This is a genomic window from Variovorax robiniae (assembly GCF_037889955.1).
Taxonomy (GTDB): Bacteria; Pseudomonadota; Gammaproteobacteria; order Burkholderiales; family Burkholderiaceae_C; genus Variovorax; species Variovorax robiniae.
This window is the reverse complement of sequence record NZ_JBBKZS010000018.1, coordinates 103,597-127,579: the sequence shown is the minus strand read 5'-3', so window position 1 is coordinate 127,579 and position 23,983 is coordinate 103,597. Positions and strand designations below refer to the sequence as shown.

At 62.5% G+C, this 23,983-nt stretch carries 15 protein-coding genes and 1 pseudogene; 8 read left to right on the top strand and 8 right to left on the bottom strand.

The features are described from left to right. Window positions 1-54: 54 nt before the first annotated feature. From WKW79_RS29080 to WKW79_RS29045, 8 genes are all read right to left on the bottom strand, one after another. Window positions 55-693, bottom strand: a complete 639-nt coding sequence (locus WKW79_RS29080; protein ID WP_340338719.1) for a hypothetical protein — start codon at window positions 691-693, stop codon at window positions 55-57. Window positions 694-879: 186 nt separating this feature from the next. Beyond that, the gene (locus tag WKW79_RS29075) at window positions 880-1,173 is read right to left on the bottom strand and encodes a hypothetical protein (RefSeq protein ID WP_340338718.1); all 294 of its coding nucleotides are present in this window, start codon (window positions 1,171-1,173) and stop codon (window positions 880-882) included. Window positions 1,174-1,222: 49 nt separating this feature from the next. Then, window positions 1,223-1,837 (bottom strand): HAD domain-containing protein, encoded by a 615-nt coding sequence (locus tag WKW79_RS29070; protein ID WP_340338717.1) that lies wholly within the window; start codon window positions 1,835-1,837, stop codon window positions 1,223-1,225. A gap of 367 nt (window positions 1,838-2,204) precedes the next feature. Then, entirely contained in the window at window positions 2,205-3,017 is an 813-nt protein-coding gene (locus tag WKW79_RS29065) for an ATP-dependent Clp protease proteolytic subunit (protein WP_340338716.1), read from the bottom strand. Beyond that, a complete protein-coding gene (locus tag WKW79_RS29060) occupies window positions 3,014-5,038 on the bottom strand; it encodes a DEAD/DEAH box helicase (RefSeq protein ID WP_340338715.1) in 2,025 nt (674 codons plus the stop codon). The genes WKW79_RS29065 and WKW79_RS29060 overlap by 4 nt, the downstream gene beginning before the upstream one ends. Window positions 5,039-5,459: 421 nt before the next feature. Beyond that, window positions 5,460-5,816, bottom strand: a complete 357-nt coding sequence (locus WKW79_RS29055; protein ID WP_340338714.1) for a hypothetical protein — start codon at window positions 5,814-5,816, stop codon at window positions 5,460-5,462. 63 nt (window positions 5,817-5,879) lie between these two features. Then, on the bottom strand, window positions 5,880-6,122 hold the full coding sequence (locus WKW79_RS29050; RefSeq protein ID WP_340338713.1) for a hypothetical protein: 243 nt from the start codon (window positions 6,120-6,122) through the stop codon (window positions 5,880-5,882). Between the two features lie 898 nt (window positions 6,123-7,020). After that, window positions 7,021-7,800 (bottom strand): PD-(D/E)XK nuclease domain-containing protein, encoded by a 780-nt coding sequence (locus WKW79_RS29045; RefSeq protein ID WP_340338712.1) that lies wholly within the window; start codon window positions 7,798-7,800, stop codon window positions 7,021-7,023. A gap of 734 nt (window positions 7,801-8,534) precedes the next feature. On the opposite strand from WKW79_RS29045, the gene WKW79_RS29040 reads away from it, so the two are divergent. The 8 genes and pseudogenes from WKW79_RS29040 (at window position 8,535) to WKW79_RS29010 (ending at window position 23,980) form a co-directional block, all read left to right on the top strand. Next, window positions 8,535-12,269: a CHAT domain-containing protein gene (locus WKW79_RS29040; RefSeq protein ID WP_340338711.1), complete on the top strand. Its 3,735-nt coding sequence runs from the start codon at window positions 8,535-8,537 to the stop codon at window positions 12,267-12,269. After that, entirely contained in the window at window positions 12,262-12,699 is a 438-nt protein-coding gene (locus tag WKW79_RS29035; protein ID WP_340338710.1) for a hypothetical protein, read from the top strand. Before WKW79_RS29040 ends, WKW79_RS29035 begins: the two co-directional genes overlap by 8 nt. Before the next feature lie 593 nt (window positions 12,700-13,292). Then, window positions 13,293-13,447, top strand: a pseudogene (locus tag WKW79_RS37085) (transposase); the annotation flags it as partial. 662 nt (window positions 13,448-14,109) lie between these two features. Next, window positions 14,110-15,705: a nuclease-related domain-containing DEAD/DEAH box helicase gene (locus WKW79_RS29030; protein WP_340338709.1), complete on the top strand. Its 1,596-nt coding sequence runs from the start codon at window positions 14,110-14,112 to the stop codon at window positions 15,703-15,705. Then, entirely contained in the window at window positions 15,692-18,886 is a 3,195-nt protein-coding gene (locus WKW79_RS29025; protein WP_340338708.1) for a helicase-related protein, read from the top strand. Before WKW79_RS29030 ends, WKW79_RS29025 begins: the two co-directional genes overlap by 14 nt. After that, complete coding sequence (locus WKW79_RS29020) at window positions 18,883-20,670, top strand: DrmB family protein (protein ID WP_340338707.1); 1,788 nt, start codon at window positions 18,883-18,885, stop codon at window positions 20,668-20,670. Before WKW79_RS29025 ends, WKW79_RS29020 begins: the two co-directional genes overlap by 4 nt. Next, window positions 20,667-22,319, top strand: a complete 1,653-nt coding sequence (locus tag WKW79_RS29015; protein WP_340338706.1) for a DEAD/DEAH box helicase — start codon at window positions 20,667-20,669, stop codon at window positions 22,317-22,319. The genes WKW79_RS29020 and WKW79_RS29015 overlap by 4 nt, the downstream gene beginning before the upstream one ends. Then, the gene (locus WKW79_RS29010) at window positions 22,316-23,980 is read left to right on the top strand and encodes a hypothetical protein (protein ID WP_340338705.1); all 1,665 of its coding nucleotides are present in this window, start codon (window positions 22,316-22,318) and stop codon (window positions 23,978-23,980) included. The genes WKW79_RS29015 and WKW79_RS29010 overlap by 4 nt, the downstream gene beginning before the upstream one ends. Window positions 23,981-23,983: the final 3 nt, after the last annotated feature.

The following is a 23,983-nucleotide window of genomic DNA, read 5'->3' as shown; positions in this document are numbered from 1 at the left end:
AATCCTCATACCCCCGCCGCTTAAAAAAGCAGCAGGGTAGGCTGAACACCCGGGTCAAATTTGAACCGGCACAACCCTCACAGGTGGGTCAATTTTCGGCCGGCGCCAACAGCCGCTCCTGCAAAGCGCGAAGCGATCATGTCCACAGTCGACCCACGTCGTGCTTCTCCAGGCGGTGGGCGCAATGCCGGTCAGCAACGCGGCTTCGTACCAGTAAAGCGTATCGGCCGCCCACTCACTGTGCGATCCTTCGATCGCCTGGCACAGCATGAGATGGCGCGCCGCCTGCGCACGAGGGGTTCGTTGGGCGCGTTCCTGCAGCTGCATGGTCCGTTGCCGTTGGAACTCGAGCTCTTTCGCAATGGCTGCGTCCCTCTCTTCATGAGAGCAGAAGTGACTCAATTCATCCACGTGAGGAACCAGCATTCCGAGCAGCCTGCGCTTTGCGTAGTAGGCGGGGATAAAGCCTGTCTGAATCGCCGTGTCCAGGACATGAAGCACTGCTGTCTTCTTCGAGCGTTCCGTGGGAGGAGTCCAGTCGACGCGTTGCCTGAGGAACGCGTCGACCACGCGTCCATGCGGGAATTCATCCGGGTTGCCGTGCAGGCCGGTGCTGATGGCGAAAGCTTCGAGCCGATCGTAGACATGCTGGTACCGCGTCGAGGAGCCCGGTGGCGTCGCAGAGGAGGACATTTGATATTTCCGGAATGGAGATTCAAATATCCTTTCAGAAAAAGTCGACCACTTTCGTGAGATCGGCTCGCGGTGCACAGAAATCTGGTGCCGATGGCGATATAGGGCGGCATGGACCGAGCTTCAAAGCTTGCCAACTTTCTGCACCCTCATCGACCCGTGGTTGTTGCTTTACCGCTTGCGCGACTACCCAGGCACATTTTGGATCACGAAGGTGACCGAACCCATCATCTCGATGGCACGACGCTCTCGTGATCGGCCCACCTTTGCGATGCCGAAAGTCTTCGAAAGCGAAACATTTCCGACTTCGGATTCGCGCAGCGCGTAGGCTATTCGTTGCCGGAACACCTCGTTTTCGTAGTCGCTTCGACATCGAAAATTCGCTTCCGCAAATGTTCGGCTGCCCTGAACCCGAAGACGGAAGCCACCGCTTTCGCGAGCATGTTCGGCATCGAAACCACCGAGAACGTAATACGTCATCGGATCATTTCGTTCTCGAAAATGCGGGCGTTGATGCGCGAGACTGTCATCAGTCGGACGCGACGGACAGGTCCTCGAACATCCAATTGAATCGGCCGTTGTTGGCCTCCACGGACGCACAGATGTCACGCAGTACGCGCCAGGTTGGGCCGTCGAGGCCCCTGCGGCTCGTTTGGATGAGCCGTGAATGATCGCCTTCCCAGAGCCACGCATCGTCGTCGATTGCCAGCCACTGGGCCCGTGGGGCGTTCTCTGCCATCCACTTTCGCATTAGCAACGCGCGCGTTCCCGGCTCACGATGCTCTTCGTCGTGAGGGTCGAGGACCCCGACGACGCGCTTTTCCAGGATGGGTGGCATGAGTGCTCGCAGCGCGTGCGGCTGCATGGCGTTGCGCCAGGAAGTCGCAATCACCAAGTTGACTTTGAGACGCCCGAGATCCCAAAAGGCGCTGGAAAAGAACGCCGCGCGGTCGAAAAGAAAGTCCACGTGATCGGATGTCAGGTCGTAGCGGGCCCGCTTTTCCGTCGCCACGGTTTCCAGGAATTGTTCCGCATTCATGCGTCCGGCCGCATAGTCCGCGCAATGTTTTTTGAGCGGCCCAAGCTCGGTGCTATGCAGGACACCGTCGAAATCCAGTGCCAAATACAGTTCGTTCTGTTTCATTTTCCTTGCCTTTCTCGGTGGCGAAAATTGTCCCGGGCGTCGCTGCTTTCGCCAAATTTCGGGAAGAAATTCTTCCGCTTTGATGAACCGTTTGGCTTGATTCGTCAGTGGCCGTTCTCCCATGAATGGATCGCTGACAACAACACCTCGCGACGGTGACGATGGAGCAGGCGTATTTCAGGAAAACCTTTCAGTAACATAGGCATAGGGGGATGACTTTCCGGTTCATAAACTGGGCGATGAGGCGCAATTGCTTGCGCATCAAGGGGCCGCCGACAACACCATGTGCCGCCAGCTCGTCAACAAAAATGGCGCACGGTTGCCTGACAGCTGCGGGGCACTTTTCGAGGGCTGCCAAGCCTCGTGACTACATGCCCGGCCGCATGGCAGAAACCACTGGATCGTCAGGCGCGGTCGAGAGGGGTTTCGAGGACGGCTGCAAGTCCGGTCGATCCAGAACACTGTCGATGAGACACAGTGCCCACGCCTCGGCCGCACTCATCGCGCGGTCCTCGGCGAAGCGTCGCGACAGCATCCGCCGGTACGGCGCGATCGACTGGCGTTCCTGGCAGTGTCTGAATGATCTCGCAAGCGTGGCGAGCGACAGCGAGCCGAACGGGGTGACTGGAGGCTGGCCGGCCGATCTCGACGTCCGGCTTCCAGATCGCTTGATCAGGTGTTCGCAACGCGCTGCACCTTCCGCGGCCAGAGCGTGCCATCCGCCGAAGCCGCGGACCTGATGTCCGACGAGCCGTTCGAGATGCAACAGATCCTTGCCCTGGAGCAGGGTGCCCAGACTAGTCGCGGCACTGGCCGTGAACATGGCGTTGGCACCGTCGATCCGGGCCGAATGAAAAAGCAGGGTCGTCGAACCCGATGCCGAGCGGCTGCCGATGTCTCCCATCGCGAGCAGCATCGCGGCCGCGCTGCCTGCCCTGAAACTGGCTTTGGTGCCGACCTGTCGCCCGAGCCCTCGCCAACGCTCGAGACTGGCCAGCATGTGCTCCAGTGCCGTGACCTGGCCGCCGGGGCTGTTGATCTCGACCGTGATTTGGTCGTACCGGTAGTAGGCAAACAGCAGTTCAATGCATGATTCGAACCGCAGCGCCACGTCCTCGGTGATCTCACCGCTGAGCAGCAGCGCGCCGCTATTTGTCGAGGGATGAATGCTGATGCTCATGCCGGGTGCCTGTTCTCGGTAGTTGGTTCGACGCAGGCGAGCCCTTGGAGATCTGCTTGGCCGCGCCCCCACTGGCCGTCGGCAAGGAGGTAATACGCCTCGCCGGGACGCAATTGGGCCGGCCGACGTACGTCCACGATGTGCGCGCCGCCATTGCCGGGATGGGGGAGTTGGTTGCGAAGCCAGTTCACTGTCTGGTCGTCCGTGGACCTAAAGAAGAACTTCGAGGGCAAATTTGACCCCATGATCTCCAGTGCTGCCTGGCCCGACGAAAGACTTCCCAGCTCGTAACGCAGGCTTGCCAGTGACTGTGTCGCGAGCAGCGTGATGCAGCGGAAAGCGCGGCAGCGGTCTAGGAAGGACTGCTCGCCGGACTCGGGATCGCTCGTGACGAAGCGCTGTGCTTCGTCCACGACGATTCCGATCGGGCGCTCCTGATCTGTTCGTGCAAAGACCGCCTCGAAGAACTTCGTCTTCAACGCTTGCGCGGCCAAGCGATGACCCGCGCGCATCTCAGGCGAAAAGAGAATGACTTTGCCTTCCTGGACCAGCTCGAGGACGTTGGTCCTTGGCTGCTCACCGATGGGCCGCACATCGAAGTCGACCAGTGACTTCGTTTCCGGATCGGCCATGAGTGCGCCCAGCGTATCGCAGGCGCTCATGAGCACATAGTTGAATTGCTCGATCAGATCGCGATCGGCGGTGTAGGCCTCAAGGGTGCGGGCGATCGCTCCGAGATCCAGGTCCACGCTTTTGCAATGCTTCCCGATCAGTCGGCTGACCTTTACCAGGTGCCGGCCGCTTAGGCGAGCGCACGCCATGACGTTGCGCACGTCCGACCAGAACGAGGCAGGGCCGGACGCGCAACCGAGCTCAAGGGCGATTTCGTGAAAGATGCGCATCTGCAGGCCTTGCCTGGCGCTCGCGTGCGCAAAGGCGTCGTCGAGCTGGACGAGGTCGCGTAGAAAGGCCATGCCCAGCCCTCGCCAGTACGCGTTGTCGCCCGCGTCATTGCGCGCCGGCAGGAAGACTTCCAGCTTGGCCAGCCGCTCACTTGGCGTGAGGGGCGAGTTCGCCGGGAAGAACTCGATGGGCGGTGTGCTGCCGTCAATGACGACGAGGCGATCAAGTTCGCCCAGTTCCTGCAAGGTGGCGTGGACGCGTGCCGAAAGTTCGTTTTTCGGGTCAACCACGAGCAAGGACGCAGCCTTGCCGTTGTGAAGCCGGTAGCGCAGCAGCGCATCCAGCACGGGGACGAGCGCAGAAGCCGTCTTGCCGGCGCCTGTTCCGCCAATGGCCAGCACGTTGGCGAGTTGCGTTGGATGGAGTGCATCCGGCAAGCCGAAGAAGGCTCGGCTTCCGGCTCGCGCAAGTTGCAGTGGCGGATCCGTGCTGCGAAAGGGCTGTGGGACTTGGATCATGCGACGCCCCTCGAGGGATGCGCGATCTGGGGCTTCGTGCCGCAGCGGCTGAAGCACGGCCATGAAGGCCTGGATGCCGGCGACGAGATCGTCCTCGTCCACCCCGGCAATCGCCGCAATTCTCTCCAGGCGTGCGTTGCGTCGAAGCAGGGAAGCGTTGGTGGTGCAGCGCGCGTCCCGCAACTCGCACAGGAATGGCTGAAGGCTGCCGCGGATCGAGGCCTGCCTGGATCGCTCCAGGGCCAGCGGCGCACTGCGGATTCCCGACTGCGGCAGCCACAACGCATACAGCACGGCCCGGGTCACGAGTGGGACCTTGCTCGGTGGCTGAGGTCTTTGTGTGCAGGCCCGTCTTGCAGCGTGCCGTAGGGCGCGGCGGAATTGAAGAGCGTGAATGCTTAGGTCGAGCGACGTCCGGACATAGACCGTGAGCGGCGACTGCGTGCTGGCAGGCTCGAGGCTCAAGGCTCTCGTCAGGGTGTCCGGTGTAGGTCGACGCCGACGCGTGCCGGAACCGGACTTGTCGGCAGAGCCATTCTTGTGTTGATTCCTTTGATCCTCGCCAAGCGCGTAGCGCTTGGCGGCGAATTCGTGTCCCATCGTGTGCATCTCCTTCGGCGAAATTCATGGCATTGCCCTTGCCGCCCTGCGAGCAGCGACAGGGTCGTACGGCCGCTCGCAATAGCGGGCGACAGATCGTTGGCAGGAACAGGAAAGTGCAGCGATGCGCTGCGGCCGAAACTAGCCCGGCTTTAGAAAGAGATCAAAACGCAGAGCGTCGAGTCCTTGATCAGACAGCGGCCGCGACCACACCGCGCTTGGTGAGGTTCGCTCGTATGGCTATCAAGGCGTTCATGGGCATCTGGTGAATGGTGACGTAGCAATTGTTCCGCAAGAGCGCCAGGCAGGCAAGAAATCGGTCGCTGCAGTGGTGCGCAGTGGACGCGCCGAAACCGCAGACGTCTTCAGCGACAGCATTCGACGAAAGTTTGGGCATTGGGCCGATGAAGTGCGCGACTTCCTATCCGGACTGAACTTCGATCAACCAGCCATCGGGCCAACGGAGTTGGACCTTGATCACCTCCGGTGGCGCTACGGGGTGGTGCAGATCAATCTCCAGCGGGGCCACGGTCCCCTGCCACTCGACTCTGCTGAGCCAGGCATCCGGCATCAAGGCCTCCCGGCTGAAGGCGACGCCATCCCGAAAGGTGGCTCCGCCGTCGTCCGAGATTCGGGTGGACAACTGTGGCGCCTGGAAGCGGACCTCCCACATCACTCCGAATTCTGAATTTGTTGCCGCCTGCCAGAGTACCAGCGCCACTTGGCCCTTTCTGTTGCCGCGGGTCGCAATGGCCATCGAGCTTTGCGCAACGTTCATAGTAATGTGCCCCTTGGATGGATTCGGATTCGGATTTGGGTAGGGATTGAGTGGGGCGCGTGCCTACCTTGTCTGCACACAGCGGACCCGCGCAATTTCGCGAGTGCCTCTGGTGAGGCCCGTTGCTTCACCTTCATCAAAGTGTTCGAGTGCACCGACGAGATTCGATTGCGCTTGTTTCTTGACGTCCGCGAGCACCTGATCTTTCAAGGTCTGGCAGGTCCTGAGGTCGGGTGTCGGAACGACTTGAATCACCGGGCCCCAAGAATTGCCCGCCACAAACGCAGAGATCACGAGCCAGTGCATCGCAGTACCTCGTATCCATGTTTGTCGTCCAAGCTGCAGCGGCGGCTTTGCGGCACAGGGCAGTCCCGAGCGCCTCCGTTCATACCGCGCTGCGTAAGCAGCATTGCTCGCAAGGAAGCGCCACTGCCAGATTGCCCAGGAGGGTCGGGTCTCGAGGAATCCGGCTGAGCGTTCGCAGAAAGAGCGGCAGCAGGTCCTTCGCCTTCTTCGCCGGAATCAGGGCCGAAGGGCAGTGCGAGTTGTGTCCAAGCGAGATCTAGCTCTGACAGGGTTGATGTCGGCAGGTGCATTGATGGTCCTTTGCAAATACGTAGGCATGGCGATGCCCCCTGCGAGGGGCTGTGCGCGGCGAAGGTATGAAAAGGCCGATCAATTGCTGATGAGAGTAGTGGTCGAGGAGCCGCTTGCGCTGAGGTGCAAGAGGCCGCGAAGTCTAGAAGGGTCTGAGAGTTTCGCCAAACGTTTGGTGAAGCGGGGTTGATCTTGGTCCCGTGGATGGACCATATTCGGTGCAGCGTTGAATGGCGATCGGTTGCACATGGTTGTCGCGCACACCACCTCGCGAACCATCTATGCACGTGTTCGGACTGGCAGACGCTGATAGCACCGCAATGGCAGAACGTAGGCAACGCGAGCTTTAGACTGGTTGCGGCTGTTCGAGTTTGCAAGTTGAACGGCGGCGCCGGCTGAAAGCTGACGTAGGCACCATGGCCCGATGTTCGACTGCTGTACCTCGAAACTTGACGTCCAGTCGCAGGTTCCATTTGGCGGCCAAACGACATCGCGTTGAACGGCCGGTTCGGCAAGTCGCGAACTGGCGTTCAGGGCCCAAAGCAGACATCCAGTGATTCCGTAGTTGCATTCGTGCGGTGCAATCACCTCTCGCAGACCGCGGATGCTAGGCATGCGGAGCTGGAGCTACGCCCTTTTTTTGCTTCTTCGACTGCGATGCGCCCACCACGTAAATTGCCTGCCAATGCGGTGGGAAGTCGTGGTCCTCCCACGACTTCTGAAACCGCTCCGCACCGATGAAGTCGGTTGTCGCATAGACAACAGCGTAGAACCAACGGTACTTATCGTCCCCTTTGTACCCCTTCACATCCTCAGCGATTTCGCCGAAGAAGGACTTAAGCTTCTCTTCACTATCTGCGAACTTGTATTCGATGGCGGTATAGATCTCAGGGACGAGGATGTCTGGCTTGTACGTTTTCAAAGTGGAATAGAAGCCAGAGGAGGCGTCTATTGCCGAGGGGAACACTGGATCGATGAATTTCTTCACCGCCTTATACACGTCGGGCTCACTTGCGGGCACAACGCCCAATCGGTACAGAGCACTCGCGGTATTTCGCAAGATCCGCTCCAACATCTCGCGTCCGACCTGATTCCGCTGCTCAGCTTCTTCGATCGGTTTCTGTTCGACTTCTAAGTCGAATGGAGCCAGAAAACGAGACAGGCGTGACAAGAACTCGTTGTTCGGTGGATCTGATTCATAAGGCACCCATGCCGCCTCTCGATGCTTCTTAGCGGCCCCCTCCGCATCAAACGGGACGCCGAACGTCGCTAGGAACAGGTCTCGATAGCCGGGTAGTTGGTGGGCATCTAGGAAGCATACGGACGCGAAGTAGAGTTTTTCAAGCAAGCCCTGGAACGGTTGGATCAAGAATTCTTCCTGCTCCATCAAATGATCTGGGGGGCCGTCCGAGCGATCGCTATTCCATTCCGCCCATTCAGCGTAGTGTCGAGCGACATAAAAACTTTGCGCCCTTGCCTGTGATAGGAGTTCGCGAAGGCATGAACGAGAGGACTTCTGAACGTCGGCTTGCATGCCATCAGGGTACCGCAAAAAGGCGTCACTTCGAGGCACGTCAACAGCCCATCACCAGTGACGAGACGAGTAAGCTCCCGTGCAAACACATCGCAATCGCAGAATCGTCCGAGGGTTCGCTATTGGCCCGGCAGTGTGAGCACAAGGTCGCGCCGGAGAGCTGACCTACAAGGTGTGAGCGCGGCCGAACAATGTCAGCTGCCGGACGCGGCAGCGGACTGGTACTCGCGGCCACCAGCTGTCATTCGCTGTGAAGTCACGACTCACAGCAGCAGGCTGACCAAGGTCATTCGCAGTCTGCGGCCCGAGCGGCCGCTGCCGCAATCACCGGACATCCGGCGGTCGGCGTCTCGTATGACCGCAGTGCTCCGTGACCGGCTGCTTAACGGGTTGGCGCCGAGAGCGCGGAGAATTACTAATCTGGATGCGCCTCGGAGCTGGCGAATGCGCTGATCCGTGAGCGGCTGTGAGCGCTGGAGTGCCACGATCCCTGGAACCAGGACCTCCTGAAGCCGAAATGGGTTCCTGGCTGACGTCTGTGGATCAGGCAAACTAGGTGGGGACAAACGGAGCATGTCTTGGCCTGCATGATGATCACCACCCCCGTGGGGCAGCCTTTGCGATGCGGTGGTTGCGGTTCGCGGCTGCGAATTGAAGTTGTCGTCCGGGCGCTCATCTTCGACCATCTGCATGAGGCGCCTCCGGCGATCGTCCAGGGGCGGGTCAACTTAAGCCGCTGCGCCATCGACGGCTACATCGGGAGGATCTGGCCGGGACTGCTCGTCTACGACCGCCAACGCCGGCGCTCGATTCTAGTGGTGGCGAACCTTGAGGATGCCCGCGACATCGATGCCACCTTGCTGGAGATCCTGCGCCTCGTGGAAGCCCAAAGCGGCGAAGACCTCGCATCTGAGGTTCGAGATCGCCTGGTGCTCGTGGCCGACTATGAAGAGTTGACTCACCTGTTGAGCTGCGAGGGACCTGCCTTTGAAAGCGAGTTGGCGGCCTGCAAGGACTATGAGCGCCGGCGCGCCATCGAAGACGACCCAGAGCGCGCACGCCAGTTCGTAGACGACCTCTTGAATGGCCGTGGCCTTCTGCTGATCATGGGGAGGGAAGCGAGGCCGCCCCTACTTCAGTTGATCGCGGCCGAAATGGAACGGCAAGCCGCCGACGCCGAAGCGTCGGAGCAGAGACGGCTCGTCTTGAGGCGCAGCCTGCGGACCATGGAGCCCATGTTGCAAAACCCTCATTCCGAGCCCACGATCCGGCCCTCGGCATTCCATGCCGATCAGGATCGCGACGAGCGGGCCGGGAACCTCGGTCGCTTGAGCCGCGAGCTTGAAAGCTTTGTCGCCGAACAGGCGGCGCTGCTGCCCCACCGCATTGGCGACGAGGCTGCCCACGACGAGCTGCACCGGGCCCTGCGCCTGCTTCACAGCCATCCCAGCGTCACCGACTGGAGCCCGTCGGACGAAGCTAAGCGGGAGCGACATCTAGAGTCCGCGAACGAGCTCATTGCCGACCTTGTCCGCCGGATGCCGGCCATTCGATGGCAGGAAGCCCCGGGCGAGTCGGGTGAGGGGCAAATTCTGGATGTCAGCCAGGCGGCGCTTCGTGCCTTGGGGGGCGACCGGTCGCTGCAGATCGCGATCGCTGAGGCCGGCGCCACGTATCTTGAGCAAGCGGGATTAGAAGAGGCCGCGCTGGCAGCGATCTCCTTCCTGAGTCCCATCGCTGCAGCCTTCGGCGAGGCCGAGGCGCGCGTGTGCGTCGGCCATTTAGCGGCCAAGCTCTGCGAGCGCCGAGGAAACAAGCCCTTGGCGATGGCCGCCCGTGCACACGGGCTCAGTGCGCTGTACAGCGCGGCCGTTCGACAGATCCACAGCCATGTCCTCGTCTTCCTTGCCATCGACTGGCAGGCGCTCGGCCGTTGGGCCGCCACGAAGGGGTGGACCTATCTGGCGGCGCTGTGCGCGGGCGAGTCGGCCGAGATGTGCGAACACGCCGGGCGCATGGATGGCGCGCTTCAATCAAGAATCGACGCAATGGTCGAGCTCCTGTCCATGGGATCCGACCATGTGGAACGGCAGGAGGTGAATGCACTGCGCGAGGAGGTCGACCGCTACGCCGCCGCCAATCCTTCCACGGACGTGAACGTGCTGCGGCGACGTGTCCGCAATGTGTCAGGCAGCCATGCAGTGGCGGCCTCGGAGAAGCCGGAGATCCGCTTCTTCAGCGCGGGATCACATGAAGACGCACTCTTCTACTTGCCCAAGGTCGTCAGCTTGTCGGAAGATGGCACCGCTTCCGGCTGGGGGCGGACACCGGCCGAGGCCCAGGTGCAGCCCAACACGATAGTCGTCACGGCGAGGGCATCGCCGCATTCGCCCGAAGACGTGCCGGAGGTGCGCGCCCTGGTGTTCGTGGACGTTCTCTGGGCCCGCGACTTCCTCGAGTCGGCCGACCTTGCGGCGGCGGATGGCGATTGGGAGGCCTGGTTCGCCAGCTACGGCAATCTGCTTGACACCATCGAAAGTCTCTGGGCCCGTCAAGCGGGTCTGCTTTCCCCGTATCTGTGCGCTGCGATGCATCAGCAGGCGCGACTTCTCAAGGTGCCGCGCGAGATCATGCAGCAGCCGCACATGCTTTGGCGGGAAGCCCGGATGGTGGCGAAGGCCCTGCTCCTGCGCGGCCTGCGGCCCGAGCAAAGCCCGGAGTTCCTTAAGCGAGCCCAAGCCTTGGCCGCCACCGATCTCGCGGCGATCCCGCACGGAGACGGCCTGTACGCGACCCAGTTCACCATCGAGTGTGCGGAGGTCTTGGAATGTGCCGGCTTGCACGCAGCCGCCGGTGACGTCTATCTGCAGGCCGCCAGCCGCGCTTGGCTGGCCCATCAATCCCAAGTCCACGCCGGGATCCAGTCCGACATCCGGGCCGGTCTGCTTCGATCGCGCGCCCTCTACCGCGCGGCGCGGGCGATGGCCAAAATGTATTTCGACCGCGAGGGTGCCCGCTTTGAAGACATCGCCCGCTGCCTCGAACTCGTGGAGATGATCAAGGTCCAGGCCACGCGCAAGACCGCCATGCCGGCGATGGACCCTGAGGCGCCGCTGCAGCTGGGTGAGTTGCTACTCCCGTTCCAGAAGCTGGCGAGCGCCTTCCCGGCGGACAGCGCGCTGCTGGTCCTGTCGCTCATGCAGGAGACGGAACTGAACTCCGGATTCTGGTTGTGGGCTTTAGTGTTTCCAGGCAAAGAGGGCAAGACTGTGCTGCGCCGGTACCAGCTCGACGAGGTCTACCAGCAGCATCGAAAGGTGCTCGACAGCTTGGCTCGCGACCGCGCCACCGTGATCGACGCTCCGTTGGCGGAAGCCCCTGGCCTGTTGCAGGCGCACCGGGCTAAAACCGACTCTGCGCTGGCAGGCCTGGCGGATCTGCTGCTGCCGCCCGGGACCGGTGCGCTTCTGGCGGACTTTGGCGTCAGCCAGCTCTATTTGCTTCCCGAGGCCTACCTGTTTGATGTGCCCTGGGCCGCGCTGCCAATCCAGTGCGGTGAGACACGCAAGCCTCTGCACCAGTGGGGCCGCGACGGCCGGCTTCGCATCAACGTTCTACCGAGTTGGAGTTCATGTCTGCCCCGCGAAGCGCGGGCGTCCCGCGCCGGGCCGCCCCAAGCCCTCGGATGGTCCTACATCACTCGCCCACGATGGCGCTCGCTGGAGCCCATCCATGGCGCCCAGGGGCCGTTCCAGCGCCTGCTTGGAAAGTTGGGCGATCACTTGCCTGAGCTGTCCATGGACACGGGCAGAACGGGCGACACGGTCGGCGAGATCGTGGGCGGTTTGCGCCGGAGCCGATTGTTCGTCTTCTTTGGACACGGCGACGCAGACGAGTCCACAGGCGTTCGCCTGATTGCCGACGACGGGGCGATCGACACCGCGGTCATCGAGGCGGCCAGCAAGGCCACCGGGTTGCACTGCGAGGCCGCGCTTCTGATGGCGTGCGGGAGCTTGATCAATTCCCGGCCCCCCCACGCCAACCATCGCGAGATTTCAGGCATTCACGTCGCCGTGCTGCAGGCCGGTGCGCGCTACATCGTGGGCAGTTCCATGCCCATGATTCCCGCTGTCGCACTGCGCGTGCTGGAGATCCTGCTGGACCCGAGCCACGCGGAGCAGACTTTCGACCACCGCCTCGCGGCCGCGTATGATGCGCTGAGCCGAGATCAACTCCTCTCGCATCCGGTATTCTGGGGGCACATCGCGGGCTTCGGCGATGGCTCGTTCACCGTACTTGACTCCAAGGAGCGTCATGAGTAGCGCCCACCATCCCGCGCCGATCGACTTGTCCATGCTGGCTTCGGATCCCGAACTCTTGCTGGACGAGTTGGATCGTGCGCTCGACGAACTCCCCATGACGGCCCTGCCCGCAGGCGTGCTGTCCGGCCAGAAGGATGAAGACGGCGCCGAAGGCCGCTACCGGGAGGTGCGTGAGGGTCGTCCCTGGCATGCCACCGTCGAGGCCTTGCTGCGGGCCCGGATGGAGCCGCTGAAGCAGGCGGTGTGCGAGAAGGGCGGTTACTGCGCCTTGAAGCGCCGGCACCAGTCGACGGTCGACGTGGCCAAGGCCGTGGGCGACTCACTGTTGAGCCTTGTCATCAAGATTCCGCTGCCGGTGGCGACGCTGTCACTGTACTGTGTGCAGTCCTTGTTCCTTGACCGGCTTTGCGACTGCGACGGGAGCCCTTGATCTACACCCTCCCGTGAATTCGCGCCTATTCATCGGCAGCGCCGGTGAGGGAGCGCCGGCGTAGAGGCGTTGCGATTGCGAGTTCAGGACAGCAGATGCCTCTTCAGAGAGGCGCGCCAAGACGTCACCAATGACAGCAGTGCCTCTCGAACCAGCCGTTCGCCTCACTTTTAGCCGTGCGGACACAACTATCGGAACCTGTACGACAGCTTGAACTCAGCCGCGGTGGGCGATGGCTGAAGTCGCTGCGCTGCGGCTCTTGGCGGCGCGATGCCAACCGACCGGGCTGGGCCCTGACTTTCAGTTGGGCGGCCAAGAAAGCGGTCGTTCAACCCTGCGATAGCGGGGTCGCTGTAGGGACGCGGCCGACCTACGACTGCAATACCTTTGAACCGGTCCTTCATATCGAACCCTTCTTGGCCTTTGAACGACAGGAAGCGGCCTCGCAGCGTGAGTTCGTCGAGCGATCCGCAAAGACCGCAACCGCTGCGAAGCTGCCTCGAGCGAGCGTCGCTTCGAGGCTGAGTGCATCCGGATGGGCTTCCCCGGTTTCCCGGACACATCGAATGACATGATGTGTTCAGGAGGCAGCTGTGCCAAGGACGAGAAGAGCTTTCACGGACGAGTTCAAACATGAGGCTGTGGGGCTGGTCAAACAGCCAAGCGCGAAGGTCACGCACATTGCGGAGACCTTGGCATCGAGCAGAGCGTGCTCAGACGTTGGGTCAGCCAGGGGCGTGGCGGGGTGCCCGTACTGCCCCCGAGCGAGTTCGATGCGCTGTTGAGGACGAATTGGTCCGCCGTCGCGCTGCCGAAGTGGCAGCGGGGCAAATGCTGACCCGTATGCGAGCAGCGGCGGAAGAGCGCAACTGGACCGTCGACGAGATGCTCGACCTCGCCGGGCGGCAGCTTGCGGGCGGTCGCGAGCATCCTTGCCGCAATGACCGACGTGGCACGCACGCGATCGCGAGAGCGATTGATGAAGGAAGCTCGCTACTCGTCGGCGAAGCTGCAATCTCGCTTGGCAGCCCGAGAGGAGTCCGAGTCGTTCATGTCCTTTTCTGAAGAGCCCGCCTATCTGCGCCGAAAGATTTTGCAGGCAAGAAGGACAGGTAACACATGGTTTTGCTGGCTCGTCAAACGAGTCTCGGGCAGCAGCCAACATGCGTCTCCAAGTCGGTATGCGAGGGGATGGCGGCGTCTTGCGTGATCGACTATTCTTTTTGATGGCGTCTTCCGGTTCGTGAAGGCTTGCCTCGTTGCCGACCAAGACATTGACAGACAAATGAAGGCAAGACTGCTACAGGATCAACCCACAAGCATCACGGGACGCGATTCACCCGGATGGTCGGTGCGCCGAAGAGTGGGTGCCGATCTTCGTCTGGCCTCAGCCGACGCTCGGGGGCGTGCTTGAGGATCTATCCCCGTTACCAGCTCCGACCGCGCTACCTCGGGGAAGCCAGGATCTACGATCTGCTTTCCGCCCTGACACCCGAATCGGGGTTCGCCGTTCACTCAGTGAATCTGCCAGAGCATGAGTACAAGCGTTGGGGCGAGGCAGACTTTGTCGTGGTGTCCAAGGCGGGGCTGACTGTGCTCGAAGTCAAGGGCGGCAATGTAAGCTTGGTTGGACGGGAGTGGTTCTACAAAAACGCGCGCGGCCGGGCCATCGTGTCGACTGAAGGGCCGGCGGCCCAAGCGCTATCCGCCGCCATCGCTATAGAAGCACTTTTGCGCACTCGCCTGGGTCGACGCGTGCGATGCCGCTGGGGCGTTGTCTTTCCGCTCTGCAGTTTCAGGCGAGACTTGGCGGAACTTCCTCCGACAAGGCTCGCGGACATCCGAACGTGCCAGGACGCTGCAAGCTTTGCAAGTTGGCTGGACCGGGTTCCCTTCGATCAGCACGATGCCAATGACTTCGCTCTGGATGAGGGGGAAATCGAAGCCATCCGCGACGTCCTCGTGCCGGAGTTCAGCGCTGCCATTTCCCTGGGACTTTCTGCTCGTGCGGCACAGCAGGAGGCCTTCAGGCTCACGGGTCAGCAGTTCGCGATCTTGGAGAGCCTGGAGGCCAATGCCCGGATCTGCGTCTCCGGCGGCGCGGGCACGGGAAAGTCGGAACTCGCAGCCTTGTGCGCCATGGCCGAGCAGGCGGCGGGCCGGCAGCCTGCAATTTTCACCAGTGACACGCCGTTCGCCGCGGCGCTTAGAGCAAGAATGGCGCCCTGCGGCATTCCGGTCGTGTCCGGCGCGCTGCCGTCTGGCACAGACGTCCTTATCGTTGACGAAGGACAAGACCAGGCACAGCCGGCACGCATGGAGCACGTGTTCCGTCAGCTGCCGGGAGGACTGGCCGCCGGGCGATGGCGCTGGTTCATGGATCCGAACCTGCAGTTCATGGATGCTCCCCCTGATCCCGTTTCACTGGACTTGCTGACGCAGCACTCTGTCCCGGTTGCGCTTCGCCGAAATGTTCGCTCAACTCGCGAGATCGTCAGCCTGATCCGGACCTTCCTGGATGCCGACGTTGGAACCTCGCATGTCGACGGGTTCGGCATCAAGGTGGCCTTTCGTTCGGTGGCGGACGTTGATGAAGAGGTCGCCGCCGTGCGCGCCCGCGTGTCGGACGCTTTGGCCGACGGTGTTCAGCCTTTTGAGATTGCCATCCTGGGCGCCGGCGGCAATGATGGGCCAGCCTGCGCGCGCCTCGCTCGTCTGATCGATCACGCCTGCCTGCCGCTGTCCCCCGAAGGACATGTACGCTCTTGCAGCCATGGCGTCATCACGGGCATCCGCGACTTCAGGGGCATGGAGGCACGCGTGGTGATGCTGGTCGACCTGGACTGCCTGCCAGCAGGCAGGCTGGGCGAGTCGCTGCTGTACATGGGCATGTCGCGAGCGGGCGCATCGCTCCTTCTGCCAGTGCGGCCATCATTCCGCGAGTTTCTCGGAAACTTGGCCAAGGCATCTTTCGAACACAAGCGAGGAGACGATGAACAACAATGAAAACCAGCAATTGAGGCGGGAGTTCCTGGAGGAAGTGCGGTGGCGCCTGGTCGGCCCTGGCTCGTCTGACGAGCAAATGAGGGAAAAGCCCAACAAGCGCTACCTGACCGGCATGATCTTTCCGAAGGGCGCAAGTAGCGGCAGGGCCACGGCCGACGAGGAAGAACTCGCCGAGGACCTGGCGGACGACGAAGAGGAGGAAGAGCTGGAGTCGCCCATGGACATGATCTTCCAGAAGCTTCCCGCGTCGGTCGGGCTCACCTTTGCGATTGACGTGGCCGAAGAGAGAATCGTCGTCAACATCGCCGGCGCGCGCTACGAGCGCACCACTGCGGAACTGGTGGCGAATGCGGGCGGCGCGGCGCCGAGCCGCAGCCGAGGTCCGCAGGTGTGGCAGCGGCGCCCGCTCGTCGAGGCAGAAGCCGATCTCGCCATTCCTTTCGATGCGCGCCTGGATGGACGACAGTCGAAGGAAGCCTTCGGCGGGCGAGCCAGCGTGCATCTGTTCATCCGCCGCGCGCAGGGCGTGCGTATCGCGACCGTTTCGCTGGTCAATGAACGAAAGACGCCGGAGGAAGCGCCGGTCGAAGTGGCGGACATCCTGTTCCAGGTGCGCATGAAATGCCGACCTGATCGAGGCGTGCCCTCTTATCCGGACGCGCCGACCATCAGCGAGGATGAAGAGGCCGAGGAACTGGCGCTGCAATACCGCTCTTTGCCGACCTTTGCTGTTGGTCACGGTTGCGGCGCGGCTTGGCCGGACCCGATGTCGGGCCAGGTCGCGGATGTGGCGGTGGACTTCATGCCCGCGGTCGAAGTGCCGCCTGTGACAACCGACATCGACTCCCTGCCGGCGTCCGTGCAGAGTGCCTTGTCCATCTTCCGTCTGCAGGATCCGGCCTTCGACCCCGCACCTGCCTTCGAGGCGTTCATCGACGCTTACGTGCACTGGCGCAACCGCCTCGCGTCCGTTACTCTGCCCGCCCGGTTCGACCCGCCGCGGGCGCGGGTGCTCGCGCGCATCGACGCGGCTGTCGAGCGCATGAAGGACGGGGCGCGGTTGCTGGGGACGGAGCCGGCGGCGATGAACATTTTTCGCTTGTCCAACCGGGCAATGCTGTTGAGCGTCGCGCGCGCGTCCTCCAATCGGGGCAGGGCGGAAGGTGCGCGCTGGCGCGACGTCGATCTGCCGGGGCTGAGTCCGGACGATTTCCGGTGGCGGCCGTTCCAGCTGGCGTTCTTCCTGCTGTCGTTACGCGGCCTGTGGCAGCCGGACCATCGCGACCGCAAGATCGTCGACCTCATCTGGTTCCCCACCGGTGGTGGCAAAACAGAGGCGTACTTGGCCGTCGCGGCTTTCGAGATGCTGCGGCGCCGATTTGTTGAAGGTGAGCGTGGCGGCGGCACTGCGGTGATAAAGCGCTACACGTTGCGGCTGCTGACCATTCAGCAATTCGAGCGTGCTGGAGGGCTGATCTGCGCCCTCGAGACCTTGCGTCGCACCGGGGATCTTCCGGGCAAGGCGCCTTTCAGCCTCGGGCTGTGGGTTGGCAAGGACTCCTCGCCCAACGAGCACAAGGCGGCCTTGGCCGACCTGGACAAGATTCGGTCGACGATCGGCAAGGTCGAAGGTGTGAAGGTTCCGCTGAAGCAGTGCCCCGTCTGCAACACCCCCATCGTGCCCGCACGCAAGGACGAAGGCATGACCGGAGTGGGCATGCGGACCGTGAGCGGGAACTTGGAGCTCTTCTGCCCCGACCCGCATTGCGCCTTTCACAGTGGCTTGCCGATCAGCTATATCGACGAACAGCTTTATCGCCATCCGCCGACGATGCTGCTCGGGACCATCGACAAATTCGCCATGCTTGCGTGGCGCGACGAGGCGCGTGCTTTCTTCGGCACGGGCAGAGACGTGGTGCCGCCCTCGCTGATCATTCAGGATGAACTGCACCTGATTTCGGGCCCCCTTGGCACCCTGGCCGGAATCTATGAGGCAGCCATCGACACTGCGATTTCAAGCCTCGGACGTGGCGCCAAGTACATCTGCGCGACGGCCACCATCCGGCGCGCCGACGACCAGATCCTCAAGCTGTACGGCCGACAGGCTGCGCTGTTCCCGCCGCCTGGGCTCGATGCCGCCGACTCCTTCTTCTCCAGGGCGCAAAAGCAGGTGGCCGGTCGGTTGTATGTCGGCGCGATGGGACAGGGCCACACGCCTACCTTCTCGAACGTGATCGCCTCGACAGCACTGCTTGCGGCCGGCGGTGTCATGCGCAAGAAGATCGGCGACCTGACCGACACTTGGTGGACGCTGGTGGCCTATCACAACAGCAAGCGCGAATTGGGTAAGACGCTCTCGCTGGCGCGCGATGACATCCCGGCGCGGCTGCGCGCGCTGGGGGAGCCAAGATCCGTTTCGGGGGCAGGCGTCAAGGAGCTCTCCGCCAACCTGCGCGACAGCGAAATCCCCGAGGCATTGCACCAGTTGGCTACCGGTCTGCCGGACAAGGCGACGCTCGACTTCGTGGCCTGCACCAACATGCTGTCAGTTGGGGTGGACGTGCAGCGCCTTGGCCTGATGCTGGTCAATGGCCAGCCCAAGACCGTGTCGGAGTACATCCAGGCTTCGAGCCGCGTGGGCCGCGATGCCAAGCGGCCACCGGGCATTGTGTTCGCCCTCTTCTCCCCCACCAAGCCCCGCGATCGATCGCACTATGAGTTTTTCGGCGCCTTCCACAAGGGCTACTACCGCCACGTCGAGCCAACCAGCGTGACGCCGTTTGCCCCGCCGGCGCAGGACCGCGGTCTGCACGGAGCCTTTTTGGTGCTGGTGCGCATGGTTTCGAGTCTGCATGCGAACGCCCATGCATCCAGGATCGACAGGCAATCAGACGAAGTGCGCCGACTCGCCGACGCCTTTCTTGCGCGCATTGCGGCGGCCGAGGACGGCGACATCGCCGAGTCACGCGAACACTTGGACCGCTTCATTGGCGAATGGATCGACCTGGCCCGTGCAAAGGGTACCAATCTTCGCTTCCAGAGCGGTGGCAGGCAGCACGCGCAACTGATCAAGCCCTTCAGGGAGTCCGGCGAGGGCTGGGAGACGCTGCAGTCATTGCGGCACGTGGATACACCCTTGAAATTGTTCGTGCCCACGGTCCAAACGGGGGGGCCGGCATGAAGCGCGAAATCCGTTCGAGCGCGGTGGCTGGCGTGGCCGGCGCAGGCGCCATCGTGGACGTGGGGCAGGAGTCGTTCCTGGTCCCAGGCATCGATCAATGGCAACAGCAGCAGTTGGAGATCATCGCGCTCCAGCGTCTCTCGTCTCGTCTGGGCAAGATCCTCAAGACGCCCAAGGCGGAGAAGCCTTCGCTGAAGGTCCGTCGCTTTCCGCGGGCCATGTTTTGCGAGAAGTGCCGCGAACTGGTGCACTGGAAGACGGAACTGGAGGAGAAGGACAGTGAACCGGCTTGCCCCAGCAAGGGCTGTGGCGGCAAACTGGTCTCCATGAGATTCGTCTCTGCGTGCGAGAACGGCCACTTGGACGACGTCGACTGGCGCTTCTGGGCCCACAGCGGAAGCGGCGCCGACCGCGGGTGCCAGGCGCGGGACCGGCTTTCGTTTATCGTCGACCCCTCCGCCGCGACGGGCGGCTTGGCCTCGGTGCGTGTCAAGTGCGCGTGCGGCAGCTCCCGAAGCCTGGAGGATCTGTCCAACAAGGCCATCATCAAGGAGACCTTTCGGAACTGCAGCGGCAGGCATCCGTGGATCTACGGCAAACAGGAATCGTGCGATGCCGACGTGGTTGTGCTGCAAAGGGGGGCAACCAACCTTCACTACCCGGTTACTGTTTCGGCGCTGGACATTCCGACAGCTGTGGCGGAGAGCACGGCAGCGCAGTACGCGGGGCAGATCCGTCAGCATCCCAAATACCAGAAGGTGCTGAATCTCCTGCGCAATGCTGAAGGAGACACCCAGGAACTTGTCGACAGCTTCGCCGACCTTCTGGCTCAGGTCATTGGTTGCGCGCCGGCCGACATTCTGGAAGTCGCCCGAGCCGAACTCGATGGACGCGTGCTGGGGCAGGAAGGCAAACCTGCTGCCGCGGAGGCGATCGACCAGGCTGTTCTGCTTGACGAAGAATGGCAGACGATCGAAGCTGCCTTGAGCGAAGGCGGACTGGCCAGCTCGGGATTTTCTGCGGTTACCGAGGAATTGGCACCCTCAGCGCCGCCGTGGATGAAATCGCTGGTCGAGGGCGTTCTGCTCGTCCGGCGCTTACGGGAGGTCCGGGCCTACCAAGGCTTTCAGCGCGTGACGCCAGGTGCACCCGATCGCATGGTCCGTCCTGATGTGGGCGCTTCGGTGAACTGGCTGCCCGCCGCCGAAGTGTTCGGTGAGGGCATCGTGCTGGCGCTCGACCATGCCGCCCTGCACGGCTGGGCTCAGGCCCTTCCGCAGGCCGAGCGAGCGTCGATCGAAGCGCTGGAGAACAAGCGGTTGGACGACAACTTCTGGTTCCTCCCGAAGATCGACGCCGTGTATCTGGCGGTCCACACGCTGTCGCATCTGCTGCTGCGGCGAATCACTTTCGAATGCGGGTACTCGTCCTCTTCGCTTCGCGAGCGTCTTTACGTCAATGCAGACAAGGGGTATGCAGCGATCATGATCTATACCGCCGACGGCGATTCCGAGGGATCACTTGGCGGGCTGGTACGCCAAGGGCGCAGGGACAGGCTGGCGCAGTCGCTGATCGAGGCGATCAGCCAAGGCGCCTGGTGTTCATCGGATCCGGTCTGTTCCGAAACCGCAGGGCAGGGGCTCGGCGGCTTCAATCACGCCGCTTGCCATGCGTGCAGTCTGGTGTCCGAGACCAGCTGCGTTGCCGCGAACACTTTGCTGGACCGGCGCATGCTCTTCGACCCCGACTGGGGCCTGCTGCGACATCTCGAGAGGCAGCCATGAGATTGCCGAAGCTTCGGCAGTTCACTGAGGCGCAGAAGCAGGTCTACCTCTACGCGCCGACGGACAAGCATGTGCTCGTGAGCGGTCCGCCCGGCACAGGCAAGACGCTGATCGCCTGCCAGCGGGCCATTGAGCTGGAAAAACGCGAGGTGCCGGTGATGCTCGGCATGTTCAATCGCGTGCTGGCCAGATATTCCTCGAACGCGGCAGATGGAAGCCGCATCCCGTCCGCGACGGTGCTGACCTGGTTCGGAGACTGGTGGAAACGCAGCAGCGGCCTTCCGCCGCACCCGGAGGGCACCAACCGGATCGCCATCGAAGTTCCCTACGAACAGAAGGACGCGGCCAAACTGGCCGGCGCCGGGTGGTATGCGAACGAATGGCGTCCGTGGGAGAAGAAAAAGGGCGTCTGGATGATGGATGTTCCGACATACCTCGCCAACCCCGAGGCCTTCTCCGCATGGAAGGTGTGGCACGAGCCCCCACGCGCGCAGGACAACCCTTCCAGTCTGGACTGGGACGCAGTCGCGAAGCATGTCCTGATGTACGAGGAATGCATTCCGGACAAGGCGCTCGAGCTCGGCACGCTTCTCATCGACGAAGGGCAGGATTTTCCCCGCGGCTTCTACAAGACGCTGCGTACGCTGTCTGCGGTAGCCTTGGCACGCGGTGCGCGCGTTCAGCATCCGCCACGCTGCTTCGTGCTTGCCGACGAGAATCAGCAGATTACCACCAGCAATTCGACGCTCGACGAAATTGCCGGAGCGCTGGGCATTGCAGCTGACAACCGGTATCAGTTGCTCGACAACTTCCGCAATACCCGCGAGATTGCCGAACTCGCCCGTTCATTCTTTGCCGATGTTGGCGTGATGCCCAATCTTCCCGCGCGACAGGGCGAGAGGCCCATGCTGAGCGTGGTTGCCAACCAGGCGCAGGTGGCGCAGCGCATCAGCATCTGGCTAACGAACAATCCGGGCAAGGAGGTGGGCGTGCTGGTCTTTGGCGAGGCAACGCGCAAGATGATGGCCACCCTGCTGAAGGATATATTGAGTCATCAGGTCGGCCGTCCCATCAGAGTGCAGAGCTACTCGTGGGAGTCCAGGCGCGACAACCCCGCCGATAAACTGCAGTTCGACGCTCCGGATGTCGTCACTGTCCTCAACATGCAAAGCTGCAAGGGTCTGGAGTTTGATGCGACCTTCATCGTTGACGTTTCCCAAGCGCAGATCGGAATCTACGGACCCGACAGATTCCGAATGCAGATGTTCGTTGCGACATCGCGGGCGCGCAACTGGGTGCAACTGATCGATTCGGGGCCCCACGCCGGCGCCGGGCCTTGTTTCGCGCTCATGCCCGGATCCGATGTCCTTGAGCGCGAAGCGGCGTTTGCGGTAAGCGCTGCGACAGCGCCGATCGCCCCACCGCCCGCTGCCACGGGCTCCAAGGCCCCTGTTGTCGCCGAGCTTGGCGAAGCTGCGTGGGTCGCGCAACTGCAGCGAATTGCGACCCGGATGTCGCTGCAGTTTGACGACCACCGTGCCGGTGGCGGCGCTCTCTGGATCGGCGGCGGGCCAGAGCTGAGACCGCTTCTCGGCCCATTGGGACTGACATACTCGGAAAAACGCTCTGCATGGTGGAGAAAGCAATGACAGCAAATGGCACGGAGGCCGAATTGAAGCCTCTGTCGGCCGCGCAGCAGCGCGAACTCGAGATCCCGACGCCCGAAAGGACGCGACGCTTCTTCCCCTGTAACAGGGAGGATGCGCTGATCCTGTTGGCGGGCTTGATCATTTCGGACGGTTTTCCTGATGAGGGCGTGCGGCTTGCCCTCCAATCGGCTCGTGTTGCTCTCGTTGAAGTTGGGTTGCGAACGACAGAGGCGGCGCTGCTTGAAGCAGGGCGCAGCGAGCGTTTTCCGATCCTGCTGGAACTCGACCCCGGTTTCAATCCAGGCGCGTGCCACATCGTCGGCTACGCGGACATCGCGCGCCTGGTCTTCAGATCGCAAAGCGAGGCTGATGCCTTCCGCTTCCGTCCTGTGGACGAGTTCGACCCCGAGTCCGTGGCCTGGCAGGTCGAGCCGGCGTGTTTCGGGCTGGAAGGGCCGGCGAGATTCGAACTGGTCGAGCGGCGCGATCCCGGGAACTTGAGCCTTGGGCATCTGGTTGACCGCATCGTTGCGGGCATTCATTGCATGGTGGAATTGACTGAAACGCAACCCGCTTGTCTTCCGGCGGTGGGTCACTTCCTGTCGAATCAGGCCAATGCCACCGAGTTCAATCTGGCTGGCGCGGTGGCAGCGCTGACAGCCCCTGCGGAAGCCGACGGCGCGGCAATGGCGAGCGCGGTCGTTCACGCCTTCGCCCAAGCCAGTGATGCGTCGGCGCGCGAACTGATCGACGCGTTGGCGCACGGATTCACCGCATCTGGTTCAGATGATGACCGGCGCGGCAGGGAGGTCGAGGAAAAGTGGGTCCGGATTGCCCGCGATGTGACTGCCAATCGAGCGCCGCTGGATGGGGATTTGTTATCCGACGACAAATCGGTTCTCCTCAGGGCTGCGCTCCTTGCGCTGCAGACCGACGGACCGACTGCTCTGGCCGCCTTCCTGACCGCGCCGAAGCCGTCCGGCGTCATGGTCAGCTCGGCCGCCGCATTCCTCGTCGGCCTGAAGCAGGGGTTGATCAACGCGCCTTGGCGGCTGAAAGGGCCTCGCGCGCAACAGCTGTCGTTCATCGCGCGCGCATTGCTTGAGTCGCTTGCGCAGAACGGGGGACAAGCCGCCGCGCAAGTGATTTCTGTCTCTTCCGCCGACTCAGACCACTCCACCCGTTTCAGCCTCTCGATGGCTGGGCGCCCGCTGATCGAATGGGAAGAAGAGAAGGCGCCGGACCCGGTGGAAATGGCTTGGCGCACAGACTTCGTGCGTCTCGGCTACCAGGTCGTTGGCAAGGGCGAAGTCGCGCATTCCTGGCTGATCGCCTTGCCTGACGACCAGCGGATCGAGGTAGTTCACTGCAACGCTGGTGGTGCGCGTTTTCCGATGCTGCGTTTCAGGCTTGCGGCCGATCGCAAGCCAAGGAAGGTCAAGGAGGTCGACACAAATTTCGAACGGGGAGGCCGGCTCTGGTATCCCCGGGTGGATGCCAGCGGACAGCGGCTGCTGTGTTGCGATCTCCCGGCCCTGCCTGACATCGCGCAACTCGGATTGCTCGCGCACGCGCTGAGCGAGGCTGTCGAGCTCTGCAGCCTCCCGCCAAAGCCGGTAGCGCGTCCCAGGAAGAAGTCCACAAAGCCGCCAGCTGCTTGAGCA

Coding starts and splice junctions, on each gene's coding strand:
- WKW79_RS29080 (WP_340338719.1), bottom strand. CDS start 693: ATGTCCTCCTCTGCGACGCCACCGGGCTCCTCGACGCGGTACCAGCAT.
- WKW79_RS29075 (WP_340338718.1), bottom strand. CDS start 1,173: ATGACGTATTACGTTCTCGGTGGTTTCGATGCCGAACATGCTCGCGAA.
- WKW79_RS29070 (WP_340338717.1), bottom strand. CDS start 1,837: ATGAAACAGAACGAACTGTATTTGGCACTGGATTTCGACGGTGTCCTG.
- WKW79_RS29065 (WP_340338716.1), bottom strand. CDS start 3,017: ATGAGCATCAGCATTCATCCCTCGACAAATAGCGGCGCGCTGCTGCTC.
- WKW79_RS29060 (WP_340338715.1), bottom strand. CDS start 5,038: ATGGGACACGAATTCGCCGCCAAGCGCTACGCGCTTGGCGAGGATCAA.
- WKW79_RS29055 (WP_340338714.1), bottom strand. CDS start 5,816: ATGAACGTTGCGCAAAGCTCGATGGCCATTGCGACCCGCGGCAACAGA.
- WKW79_RS29050 (WP_340338713.1), bottom strand. CDS start 6,122: ATGCACTGGCTCGTGATCTCTGCGTTTGTGGCGGGCAATTCTTGGGGC.
- WKW79_RS29045 (WP_340338712.1), bottom strand. CDS start 7,800: ATGGAGCAGGAAGAATTCTTGATCCAACCGTTCCAGGGCTTGCTTGAA.
- WKW79_RS29040 (WP_340338711.1), top strand. CDS start 8,535: ATGATGATCACCACCCCCGTGGGGCAGCCTTTGCGATGCGGTGGTTGC.
- WKW79_RS29035 (WP_340338710.1), top strand. CDS start 12,262: ATGAGTAGCGCCCACCATCCCGCGCCGATCGACTTGTCCATGCTGGCT.
- WKW79_RS29025 (WP_340338708.1), top strand. CDS start 15,692: ATGAACAACAATGAAAACCAGCAATTGAGGCGGGAGTTCCTGGAGGAA.
- WKW79_RS29020 (WP_340338707.1), top strand. CDS start 18,883: ATGAAGCGCGAAATCCGTTCGAGCGCGGTGGCTGGCGTGGCCGGCGCA.
- WKW79_RS29015 (WP_340338706.1), top strand. CDS start 20,667: ATGAGATTGCCGAAGCTTCGGCAGTTCACTGAGGCGCAGAAGCAGGTC.
- WKW79_RS29010 (WP_340338705.1), top strand. CDS start 22,316: ATGACAGCAAATGGCACGGAGGCCGAATTGAAGCCTCTGTCGGCCGCG.